Below are 11,330 nucleotides of genomic sequence, written 5' to 3'. Positions count from 1 at the left end.
GGCGACGCATGTACCCGCCCCAACCGCCCGGCCCCGGCCCGCACCGCCCGCCCCCGCGGGGGGGCGGGCGCATGGCCGGGCCGGGCGGCCCGGGAGCACGGGCGGGGGGCCCCACCCCGCCGCCCGCGCCTCCGTCCCTCCACCACACACCACTCCACAGGAGCGCTCCCCGTGACCGTGTTGACCCCGCCCCCGCCGGCCGGTGCGCCGCCGGTACCGGCGCCCGCCCCCGGGTCCGCCCCGGGGCCACAGCGGCCCGAGCGCCCCGGCTTCGCCTTCGCCGGGGCCGCACTGTGCGTGCTCGCCGCGCTGCTGCTCGGCTTCGCCGCCGACCTGACCCTCGTCGGCCACCTCCAGCACGCCCGCGACCAGCAGACCGCCTACGACGAGTTCCGCCGCCAACTCGCCCTCGGCGTCGCACCGGTGGGCCGGCAGACGTACGACGGAAAGACGCTGGGACCGGGCGCGCCCGTCGCCCTGCTGCGCATCCCGGCGCTGGGCCTGAAGGAGGTCGTGGGGGAGGGCACCACGTCCGGGGTGCTGATGTCCGGGCCCGGCCACCGCCGGGACACCCCGCTGCCGGGACAGGCCGGCACCAGCGTGATCATGGGCCGCCAGTGGGGGTACGGCAGCCCGTTCAACCACCTGCGCCGGCTGCCCCCCGGCACCGAGATACGGGTGACGACCGGTCAGGGCACGGCCCTCTACGAGGTCTCCGCCCTGCGCCGCACCGGCGACCCGCTGCCGCCCCCGCTCAAGGAGGGCGAGGGCCGGCTCACGCTCATCACCGCCGACGGCGCGCCGTACACCCCGTCGGGCACCCTCCGGGTGGACGCGACCCTGACGAGTGACGTACAGCCCGCCCCGCCCCGCCCGGCGGCCGGCTGGATCGACGATTCCGAGCAGGCCCTGGGCACCGAGAACGCCGCCTGGCTCCCGGTCTTCCTCTGGTCGCAGGCGCTGCTCGGCGCGGCCCTGCTCACCATGGCGGCGTACCGCGTGTGGGGCCGCTGGCAGACCTGGGTCGTCGGGGTGCCCGTACTGGCCGCCCTCGGCCTCGCCGTGTCCGGCGCCGCCACCCGCCTGCTGCCCAACCTGCTCTGACCGACGAGGAGTCCCACCACCATGTCCGACACGAACCCGACGCTCGTCGACGAGATCCTCGACCCGACGGTGAAGACGCGGCGCGCGACGGCGGCAGGCCCCGCCGGAGCCGGCCCCGGCGAGAGCGACCCGGCCACCCTGGAGGCCGACTCCATCTCGGCCTGGTTCGGCGACCACAAGGTCCTGGAGCAGGTGTCGCTCACCATGCCCGCCCGCAAGGTCACCGCGCTGATCGGCCCGTCCGGCTGCGGCAAGTCCACGTTCCTGCGGATCCTCAACCGCATGCACGAACTGATCGGGTCCGCCTCCCTCGCCGGCCGGGTGCTGCTGGACGGCGAGGACATCTACGACCGCGGCCGCCGCATCACCCATGCCCGTCGCCAGATCGGCATGGTCTTCCAGAAGCCGAACCCCTTCCCGGCGATGTCGATCTACGACAACGTCACGGCGGGCCTGAAGCTCGGCGGCATCAAGTCCGGCCGGGAGAACAAGGACTGGCTCGTCGAGGAGTGCCTGACGAAGGCGGGTCTGTGGAAAGAGGTCCGCGACCGGCTCCGGCAGCCCGGCGGCGCGCTCTCCGGCGGTCAGCAGCAGCGTCTGTGCATCGCCCGGTCACTGGCCGTACGGCCCCGGGTGCTGCTCATGGACGAGCCGTGCTCGGCGCTGGACCCGACCTCGACCCGGCGCATCGAGGAGACGATCCACGAGCTGTCCGAAGAGGTCACCATCGTGATCGTCACCCACAACATGCAGCAGGCCGCCCGGGTCTCCGACCAGTGCGCGTTCTTCCTCGCCGAACAGGGCACCCCCGGCGCCATCGTCGAACACGGCGCCACGGAAGCGATGTTCGGCAACCCGCGGGACCCGCGTACGACGGACTACGTGAACGGACGCTTCGGGTAGGGCGGGCCACGCGCCGAGGCCCCTCACGGCGGCGCCCGCACCGCTGCCTCCCGGTCACCCGCCGCCGCGCCCGGACCCCCTTCACGGGTCCGTCCGCGGGCGACCCGTCGCGGGTCCCTTCGCGGGCGACCCTTTCGCGGGCGACCCTTTCGTGAGTCCCTTCGCGCGGGCGACCCGACACGGGGTCCGGTTGCCTGGGGGGCCGGCCGGACCCCGTGTCCGGCCCGTGCGCGGCGTCCCGCCTCGCGGGGCGAGGGGGGCTCGGGACACCCGGCGGGCAGATGCGTCCAAGGAGGGGTGAGGAGCACATCCGCACTCCTCTCCAGCGTGGGGCGCGCGGGGACGGAGCAGGCGGCCGAGGAGCATGCGACAGCCCAACTCCCCATGAACCGGGGAGGTCGCCGTCGCCGACGCCGCTCAGGGCGCGCTCGGCCAGACCAGGACCATGTACGCGCCGCAGTACGCGCCCCCCAGTACCGCGGCGCCCAGGGCCAGCGTCAGGAAGCGGCGTGACGCCCGGGACAGGTGCAGGGCCACCGGGAGCAGCAGCGGGAAGCCCGGCAGGAGGAAGCGGGCCCGGGGGAAGTAGACGCCGCCGCTGCCCAGCACGACGAGCAGCAGGACGCCGGTGAAGAGCAGCAGCGGGAGCGGCTGGCGGTCCCAGACGCAGAGGGCGTAGAGGGCCGTGGAGACGACCAGTGTCGCCGTCACCATCACCAGGAACAGTTCCGGCGTCGAGTCGGTGACGAGGACCTCCCGCATCCGGCGCAGGGTCTCGGCGCCGCCGTCCCACTCGTTGTGCCAGAGGCGCTGTACGGCGAAGTAGCCGTCCCAGCGGCCCAGCCGCGACCCCACCCAGCCGACGTACGCGAGCCAGCCCGCGGGGGCGAGGGCGGCGGCCACGAGGGCGCGGGGGGAGAAGCGGTGGCGCAGGGCGAGCAGGGCCGTGACGGTGACGGCGGCCGCGACCGCGATGCCGGTGGGGCGGGTCAGGCCGGACAGCGCCGCCAGCCAGCCGGCCCAGAGCCAGCGTTCGCTGAGCACCGCGTAGAGCGACCATGCCGCGAAGGCGGTGAACAGGGACTCCGTGTAGCCCATCCACTGCACGAGACCGACCGGGACGGCCGCCCACAGGACGGTCAGCAGCACGGCCACGCGGCGCCCGTGGAGACGGTGGCCGACGGCGAAGATCCCCCAGGCGGCGAGGAAGGAGGCGGCCGCCGTGATCATCAGGCCCGCGGTCCCGAGGGTGCCCGGCGTCAGCGCGGCGACCGCCTTCACCAGGTACGGATAGAGCGGGAAGAAGGCGAGGTTGTTGGCGTCGTAGGCCGTGCCCAGCCGGTCCGCGTAGCCGTGCCGTGCGATGCCCAGGTACCAGTTCGCGTCCCATTGGGTGGCCAGGATCGGCCGGACGCCGTGGTGTTCCGCGTGCGCCCAGAGCGCGAGGAGGAACAGCCCGGCCAGGCGCACCGCGGTGTAGGCGAGCAGAGCGGGGGCCGCCCGGCGCAGTTGGGCGCGGAGGAAGGCGGCGGGGCCGGCCGCGGCCCCGGTGGGCCGGGTGCCGGGGGTGGTGTCCGGGAGGGGTCTGCCGGGGGAGTTCCGGGACGGGGCGGATGTCGGCCGGGAAGCGGTCGGGGACACGCGGCAGCTCCTGGGACTCGGCGGTGCGCTGCCGGTAACCGTTCCTCGGTCGGGGGTGGCGCACGGGAGCGCTGCGTCAAGTGCCGGGCGGAAATCACCCGTAAGGGCGGTGGAGGGGTGGTGCGGGGCGCCCGGTGGGCCCGGACCCGCTCCGTGGGGCCGCGTGACCCGATCGGTGGTCCCAGTGACCCGCTCCGTGGGCCCACCCGGTCCCGCTCGGTGGGCCCACCGGACCGGCGTCAGATGCCGGCCGCCGCCGACAGGTCGCGCTTGATGGCCGTGAGCAGGTCGGCGGCCTTGGCGTGGGCCGCGGCGAGTCCGGCGTGCGAGCCGACCGGGACCACGACCTCCAGGTAGCACTTCAGCTTCGGCTCGGTGCCGCTGGGGCGGACGATGACGCGGGCGCCGTCCAGCGTGTAGCGCAGACCGTCCGTGGGCGGGAGCGTGTCCGTGCCCAGGGTGAGGTCCTCGGCCCTGGTGACGGGCAGGTCCGCCAGCCGGGTCGGCGGCCGCTCGCGCAGGCGGCGCATGGCGTCCGTGATCACCGAGAGGTCCTCGACCCGGACGGAGAGCTGGTCCGTGGCGTGCAGGCCGTGCTCCACGGCGATGTCGTCGAGCAGGTCCAGCAGGGTGCGGCCGTCCTCCTTGAGCCGGGAGGCGAGCTCCGTGATCAGGAGGGCCGCGGTGATGCCGTCCTTGTCGCGCACCCCCTCGGGGTCGACGCAGTAGCCGAGGGCCTCCTCGTAGCCGTAGCGCAGGTCCTCGACGCGGGCGATCCACTTGAAGCCGGTCAGGGTCTCCTCGTACGCCAGACCCGCCTTCTCGGCGATCCGGCCGAGGAGGGACGAGGAGACGATCGACTCGGCGAAGGTGCCGCGGACTCCGCGGTCGACCAGGTGCCGGGCGAGCAGCGCGCCGACCTCGTCGCCGCGCAGCATCCGCCAGTCCGCGCCGTCGCGGCCCTTCACGGCCACCGCGCAGCGGTCCGCGTCGGGGTCGTTGGCGATGATCAGGTCGGGGTCCGTCTCACGGGCCTTCGCGAAGGCGAGGTCCATCGCGCCGGGCTCTTCCGGGTTCGGGAAGGCGACGGTGGGGAAGTCCGGGTCCGGCTCGGCCTGTTCGGCGACCAGCACGGGGGCGGGGAAGCCGGCGCGGGCGAAGGCGGCGAGCAGGACGTCCTTGCCGACACCGTGCATCGCCGTGTAGACGGTGCGGGCGGTGCGCGGGGAGCCCTCGTCGAGTACGGAGTCGGTACGGGCCAGGTAGGCGTCCAGGACCGCCTCGTCGAGGATCTCCCAGCCGCTGTCCGGGCGGGGGACGGTGTCGAGGCGGGTGACGGCGTCGATCTCGGCCGCGATCCCGGCGTCCGCCGGGGGGACGATCTGGGAGCCGTCGCCGAGGTACACCTTGTAGCCGTTGTCGCGCGGCGGGTTGTGGCTGGCGGTGACCTCGACGCCCGCCACGGCACCGAGGTGACGGATGGCGTACGCCAGGACGGGCGTGGGGAGGGGGCGGGGGAGCACGGCGGCCCGCAGGCCCGCGCCCGTCATCACCGCGGCGGTGTCGCGGGCGAAGTCGGCGGACTTGTGGCGGGCGTCGTAGCCGATGACGACGAGACCGCCGGCCTCGCCCTCGGCCTTGAGGTACGCGGCCAGACCGGCGGCGGCGCGGATGACCACCGCGCGGTTCATGCGCATCGGGCCCGCGCCGAGTTCGCCCCGCAGGCCCGCGGTGCCGAACTGGAGGGTGCCGCTGAAGCGTGCGGTGAGCTCGGCGACGTCCCGGGCGTCGATCAGCTTGGCGAGTTCCTCACGGGTCTCCGCGTCGGGGTCCTCGGCCAGCCACGCCTCGGCCCGTGCGATGAGTTCGTCCTGCACGTCGGGTGTACCTCTCTGTCTGTGGTGCCTTGCTGTCTGCCCGGCCACGAAGGGCTTGCCCGCCCCGGCCGCGCCTACCCGTCCCGATCCCCGGGAGTGCCACCCCCGGCCCTCGCCCCGGACGCGCCGGACGGACCGAGCCAGGGGAGCGCCGAGCAGCGCGTGGCCGCGTCGGCCCGCCCCTTGGCCCCCGCTCCCGCCCAGCTCCCGCCCCGCTTCCGCCGTGGCCGGCCGGGACGACGTGTCGCCGGACGCCACCGGCGGGCCGGCCGGGGCCGGGTTCCCGCAGCCGGGCGAGGTCCCGCTACAGGCGGTCGAGGACCTGCGTGAGCAGCGCGCCCATGCGGGTCGCGGAGTCGCGGCCCGCCTGGAGGACCTCCTCGTGGTTCAGCGGCTCGCCCGTCATACCGGCGGCGAGGTTGGTGACCAGGGAGATGCCCAGCACCTCCGCCCCGGCCTCGCGCGCGGCGATGGCCTCGAGCACCGTCGACATGCCGACGAGGTCGGCCCCGATGGTGCGGGCCATCCGGATCTCGGCGGGCGTCTCGTAGTGCGGCCCGGTGAACTGCGCGTAGACGCCCTCCTCGAGGCTGGGGTCCACCTCCTTGCAGAGGGCGCGCAGGCGCGGGGAGTAGAGGTCGGTGAGGTCGACGAAGTTCGCCCCGACGATCGGGGAGGTCGCCGTCAGGTTGATGTGGTCGCTGATCAGCACCGGCTGGCCGGGACGCATGTCCGCGCGCAGGCCGCCGCAGCCGTTGGTGAGCACGAGGGTCTTGCAGCCCGCGGCGACGGCCGTACGGACACCGTGCGCGACGGCGGCGACACCGCGGCCCTCGTAGTAGTGGGTGCGGCCCAGGAAGACCAGGGCCCGCTTGTCGCCGATCAGGTACGAGCGGACCTTGCCGCCGTGGCCCTCGACCGCGGGCGGCGGGAACCCGGGCAGCTCGGTGACCTGGAACTCGGCCTCGGGGGTGCCGAGGACGTCCGCGGCCGGAGCCCAGCCGGAGCCCATCACGAGCGCGACGTCGTGGGTCTCGGCGCCCGTGAGCTCCCGCAGGCGGGTGGCGGCGGCGTCGGCAGCGGCGTACGGGTCGCCCTGGATGTCGTCCGGAAGAAGAGATGCGTTCACGCGCATGAGGGTAGCCGGTCCGGGCCTACGCGCGTAGATGACGGAGCTCACGGTCTTGCGATCGTTGTCTTGTCGTTTCCAACGAAGGCACACGCGTATCGGGACGAGGGTGCACGCGCGCGTCAGCAGGGGCGCTTGCGCAGCTCCATCACGTAGTCGTGCGGCGCTCCGGCCGACTCGGCCGCGTCGGCGATCTCACCGAGGTAGCGCGCGGAGGGGAGGCCGCCCTCGTACCCGTTCAGTACGTACACCCACGCGGGTTCCTCGCCCTCCAGCGTGTGCACCCGTACCCGCATCCTGCGGTAGATGTCGAGGCCCACGCCCTCCCACCGGTCCATGGAGTCCTCGTCCAGGGGGGCGATGTCGTACAGCGCCACGAAGACCTGCGAGCGGGGCGCCTCGACCAGGGTGACGAGCGCACCCTCCCACCCCATGTGCTCGCCCCCGAAGGTCAGCCGCCAGCCGTTCAGCCAGCCGGTGGCGCGCAGCGGCGAGTGCGGGGCGCGGCGCGTCATGAGCCGCGGGTCGAGATTGCCGGCGTACGCGGCGTAGAGCGACATGTGGTCGAGGGTACGGCAGTGAACACGTACGCCCCCCGCGTAACAGAAGCGGCTCGAATGCGCGGTCGGCGGCCCCCGGGGCGCGGGCACCTTGAAGCGTGCGGGACAATGGAGTACGTGACTCGGATCGTGATCATCGGTGGCGGACCCGGCGGATACGAGGCGGCCCTGGTGGCCGCCCAGCTCGGCGCGGAGGTGACCGTCGTCGACTGCGACGGTCTCGGCGGGGCGTCGGTGCTGACCGACTGCGTGCCGTCGAAGACCCTCATCGCCACGGCCGAGGTGATGACGACCTTCGATTCGTCGTACGAGGAGCTCGGCATCATCGTCGCCGACGACACCCCGCCGTCGGAGCGGTCGGCGCGGGTGGTCGGGGTCGACCTGGGCAAGGTCAACCGCCGGGTGAAGCGGCTGGCGCTGGCCCAGTCGCACGACATCACCGCCTCCGTGACCCGGGCCGGCGCGCGCGTGCTGCGCGGCCGCGGCCGGCTGGAGGGCATGCAGTCCCTGGACGGCTCGCGCAAGGTCGTCGTGCGCGCCGCGGACGGCACCGAGGAGACGCTCGTCGCCGACGCGGTCCTCATCGCCACCGGCGGGCACCCCCGTGAGCTGCCGGACGCCCAGCCGGACGGTGAGCGGATCCTGAACTGGACGCAGGTGTACGACCTGGACGAGCTGCCCGAGGAGCTCATCGTGGTCGGCTCCGGTGTCACCGGCGCCGAGTTCGCCGGGGCCTACCAGGCGCTCGGCTCCCGCGTCACCCTCGTCTCCAGCCGTGACCGCGTGCTGCCGGGCGAGGACCCGGACGCGGCGGCGGTCCTGGAGGACGTCTTCCGGCGTCGTGGCATGAACGTCATGGCCCGCTCGCGCGCCGAGTCCGCCAAGCGGGTCGGCGACCGGGTGGAGGTCACCCTCTCCGACGGCCGCGTCATCAGCGGCTCGCACTGTCTGATGGCCGTCGGCGCCATTCCGAACAGCAGCGGTATGGGCCTGGAGGAGGCCGGGGTCAAGGTCAGGGACTCCGGGCACATCTGGACCGACAAGGTGTCCAGGACCACGGCCCCGGGCGTGTACGCGGCCGGTGACGTGACGGGCGTCTTCGCCCTGGCCTCGGTGGCGGCGATGCAGGGGCGTATCGCCATGTACCACTTCCTGGGCGACGCGGTCACGCCGCTGAACCTCAAGACGGTGTCCTCGAACGTCTTCACCGACCCCGAGATCGCCACCGTCGGCTACTCGCAGGCCGACGTCGACGCGGGCAAGATCGACGCCCGGGTGGTCAAGCTGCCCCTGCTGCGCAACCCGCGCGCCAAGATGCAGGGCATCCGGGACGGCTTCGTGAAGATCTTCTGCCGTCCGGGCACCGGGATCGTGGTCGGCGGTGTGGTCGTCGCCCCGCGCGCCTCGGAACTGATCCACCCCATCTCGATCGCGGTCGACAACAATCTGACGGTCGAACAGATCGCGAACGCGTTCACCGTGTATCCCTCCCTCTCGGGCTCCATCGCCGAGGTGGCGCGGCAGTTGCACACCCGCAAGCTGACCGACGAGGGCTGACGGGCGAAAGCGATTTCCCGCTGGTCACGGGGAGTTGCCGCCCATTCCCGCGGCATAGGCGGCGAGAGTAGACGCGTATACCACTCCGTACCCGGCCATGCGAACAACTTCTGTTATTCGGCGCAAACTGCTGAAAGCAGACGGTCGTTGGGGTTACTGTCAGTTTCGTGTTCGCTGCAGAACGTCGCCAATTGATCCTCGAAATGGTGCGAGCGAACGGGGCCGTGTCGCTCCGTGAGCTCGCCCGCGTCGTCCAGACCTCCGAAGTGACCGTACGGCGGGACGTGCGCGCACTGGAGGCAGAAGGACTCCTCGACCGCCGGCATGGCGGTGCGGTATTGCCGGGCGGGTTCACGCGGGAGTCCGGCTTTCCGCAGAAATCACATCTCGCGACCGCCGAGAAGACGGCCATCGCCGATCTCGCCGCGGGTCTCGTCGAAGAGGGCGAGGCCATCGTGGTGGGCGCGGGTACCACCACGCAGGAGCTGGCTCGCCGGCTCGCGCGGGTGCCCGGGCTGACCGTCGTCACCAACTCCCTGCTGGTGGCCCAGGCGTTGGCCCACGCCAACCGTGTCGAGGTCGTCATGACGGGTGGCACCTTGCGCGGCTCCAACTACGCGCTGGTGGGCAGCGGGGCCGAGCAGTCCCTCCAGGGGCTGCGGGTCTCCCGGGCCTTCCTGTCGGGCAGCGGGCTCACCGCCGAGCGCGGCCTGTCCACGTCCAACATGCTGTCGGCGTCCGTCGACCGCGCGCTGGTGCAGGCCGCCGCGGAGGTCGTGGTCCTCGCCGACCACACCAAGCTCGGCACCGACACCATGTTCCAGACGGTACCGACCGATCTGATCACCCGTCTGGTGACCGACGAGCCGCCCGCGCACGACGATCGCGCGGTCACCGAACTCCAGGCGCTGGCGGATCAGGGCGTGCAGATCGCGGTGGCCGGGCAGGCGGGCGGTGGTACGGGAGGCGATACGGCTCCGGCGGGGCGCCAGCCGCGCCGGGACGTGCCTCTCCCCGGGCCGCGGCGCGGTCAGGTCCCGGGCGCCGGGCCCCAGTTGCGCAGCGCGACCCAGCTGGGGGAACAGTCTCCCGGAGAGCGGGCGCGGGTGGCGGATTTACGCCGCCGCTGACCGAGGCGCGGACCGACGGTCGGCCCGCGGCACCGACCGGGGCACAGGCCGAGGCGCCTTCCGACGCGTCTTCCGACGCGCAGGCCGAGCCACCGACGCCCGGCGTCGAGCGCGGCACCGACCCTCCTGGCCGTGACGGTTCGTGACGGCCTCTGGTGACCTCTGACGGAACGTGGCGGCCCAGTGGCCGAAGGCGACCGCTCGCTCACTCCTGACCGCCGAGAGGCCGGTCTCCGGGTGCCCGGCGGGCCCGGCATGGCTCATGGGGTCGTGGTGGCCCGTGGCGCGGCGCCGTACTCCGGACGGCCACCCTGCGGGACCCGTGCGAGCCCGGCGGCCATCTCCGCAGGCTCCCGGGAGCGCGGTACGCCCCGCCGCTCTCCGCGTTCACCCGAACGGGCGATCCGCGATCCTCTCCCGCCGCGTCACCCCTCACCCGCGCGATACCCGTCCGCACGGGCCGGGTCGCACCGGCCCACGACCCGGACCGGCGTCCGCACCCGTTTCCGGACCCGGCCCTGTTGCCCGGACCTCCGCCCGGACCTGGTCCTGCACCCCGGTCCGCATCTGGCCCCGGACGCGCCGAAGCGCCCGGCGGGCCGACCCTTCCGGTCCACCAGGCGCTTCGGATGCCGTACGGGCCGGGGCCGGTCCGTACGGCGGTGTCTCAGTCCTTGATCTCGCAGATCGCGGCACCGGAGGTGATGGACGCGCCGACCTCCGCGCTCAGGCCCTTGACGGTGCCGGAGCGGTGGGCGTTGAGGGGCTGTTCCATCTTCATGGCCTCCAGGACGACGATGAGATCGCCTTCCTGGACCTCCTGGCCCTCCTCGACCGCGATCTTGACGATCGTGCCCTGCATGGGCGAGGCGAGCGTGTCGCCCGAAGCGACCGGGCCGGACTTCTTGGCGGCGCGGCGCTTCGGCTTGGCGCCCGCGGCGAGTCCGGTGCGGGCCAGCGACATGCCCAGTGAGGACGGCAGCGACACCTCGAGACGCTTGCCGCCGACCTCGACCACGACGGTCTCGCGGCCCGGCTCTTCGTCGGTCTCCCCGTCGGCGGGGGCCGTGAAGGCGGGGATCTCGTTGACGAACTCGGTCTCGATCCAGCGGGTGTGGACCGTGAACGGGTCCGCGGAACCGGTCAGCTCGGGGGCGAACGCCGGATCGCGTACGACCGCGCGGTGGAAGGGGATCGCGGTCGCCATGCCCTCGACGGTGAACTCCTCCAGGGCGCGGGCGGCGCGCTGGAGCGCCTGCTCGCGGGTGGAGCCCGTGACGATCAGCTTGGCGAGCAGGGAGTCCCAGGCGGGGCCGATGACCGAACCGGACTCGACGCCGGCGTCGAGGCGGACGCCGGGGCCGGAGGGCGGGGCGAAGGTGGTGACGGTGCCGGGGGCGGGCAGGAAGCCGCGGCCGGGGTCCTCGCC

9 protein-coding genes are annotated in these 11,330 nt (G+C 73.5%); 4 read left to right on the top strand and 5 right to left on the bottom strand.

Annotated elements, in window-relative coordinates; all coding sequences use genetic code 11:
• The first annotated feature begins 171 nt into the window (after positions 1-171).
• Both ACFV2J_RS41975 and ACFV2J_RS41970 read left to right on the top strand, forming a co-directional pair.
• A complete protein-coding gene (locus ACFV2J_RS41975; RefSeq protein WP_385443744.1) occupies positions 172-1,104 on the top strand; it encodes a sortase in 933 nt (310 codons plus the stop codon).
• 21 nt (positions 1,105-1,125) lie between these two features.
• Positions 1,126-2,007, top strand: coding sequence for a phosphate ABC transporter ATP-binding protein (locus ACFV2J_RS41970; RefSeq protein ID WP_385091726.1), 882 nt, complete (start codon positions 1,126-1,128; stop codon positions 2,005-2,007).
• Positions 2,008-2,424: 417 nt separating this feature from the next.
• On the opposite strand, the gene ACFV2J_RS41965 is transcribed toward ACFV2J_RS41970, so the two are convergent.
• From ACFV2J_RS41965 to ACFV2J_RS41950, 4 genes are all read right to left on the bottom strand, one after another.
• Positions 2,425-3,648 carry a hypothetical protein gene (locus ACFV2J_RS41965; protein WP_385091723.1) on the bottom strand — a complete coding sequence of 408 codons (1,224 nt, stop codon included), beginning with the start codon at positions 3,646-3,648 and terminating at the stop codon, positions 2,425-2,427.
• A gap of 239 nt (positions 3,649-3,887) precedes the next feature.
• Complete coding sequence (locus tag ACFV2J_RS41960; RefSeq protein WP_385443740.1) at positions 3,888-5,525, bottom strand: phospho-sugar mutase; 1,638 nt, start codon at positions 5,523-5,525, stop codon at positions 3,888-3,890.
• A 304-nt stretch (positions 5,526-5,829) separates the two neighbouring features.
• Positions 5,830-6,654: a purine-nucleoside phosphorylase gene (locus ACFV2J_RS41955; protein WP_385091717.1), complete on the bottom strand. Its 825-nt coding sequence runs from the start codon at positions 6,652-6,654 to the stop codon at positions 5,830-5,832.
• Positions 6,655-6,776: 122 nt separating this feature from the next.
• The gene (locus ACFV2J_RS41950) at positions 6,777-7,214 is read right to left on the bottom strand and encodes a gamma-glutamylcyclotransferase (protein ID WP_054233631.1); all 438 of its coding nucleotides are present in this window, start codon (positions 7,212-7,214) and stop codon (positions 6,777-6,779) included.
• Here ACFV2J_RS41950 and ACFV2J_RS41945 point away from each other — a divergent pair.
• Together ACFV2J_RS41945 and ACFV2J_RS41940 are read left to right on the top strand one after the other, a co-directional pair.
• Positions 7,149-8,771, top strand: coding sequence for an NAD(P)H-quinone dehydrogenase (locus tag ACFV2J_RS41945; protein WP_385091714.1), 1,623 nt, complete (start codon positions 7,149-7,151; stop codon positions 8,769-8,771). The two genes, ACFV2J_RS41950 and ACFV2J_RS41945, sit on opposite strands and share 66 nt — an antisense overlap.
• Positions 8,772-8,938: 167 nt before the next feature.
• Complete coding sequence (locus ACFV2J_RS41940; RefSeq protein WP_385091711.1) at positions 8,939-9,901, top strand: DeoR/GlpR family DNA-binding transcription regulator; 963 nt, start codon at positions 8,939-8,941, stop codon at positions 9,899-9,901.
• Between the two features lie 667 nt (positions 9,902-10,568).
• Here the strand turns inward: ACFV2J_RS41940 and ACFV2J_RS41935 are convergent.
• Positions 10,569-11,330 (bottom strand): biotin/lipoyl-containing protein (locus tag ACFV2J_RS41935; RefSeq protein ID WP_385443735.1); only part of this gene is annotated, 762 nt, incomplete at its 5' end.

Source organism: Streptomyces sp. NPDC059668 (genome assembly GCF_042734135.1).
Lineage (GTDB): Bacteria > Actinomycetota > Actinomycetes > Streptomycetales > Streptomycetaceae > Streptomyces.
This window is presented reverse-complemented; position numbering and strand designations above follow the sequence as displayed.

Bases quoted from the DNA above. Each gene is read 5' to 3' on its own strand.
- ACFV2J_RS41970 (WP_385091726.1), top strand. From the start codon at position 1,126: ATGTCCGACACGAACCCGACGCTCGTCGACGAGATCCTCGACCCGACG.
- ACFV2J_RS41950 (WP_054233631.1), bottom strand. From the start codon at position 7,214: ATGTCGCTCTACGCCGCGTACGCCGGCAATCTCGACCCGCGGCTCATG.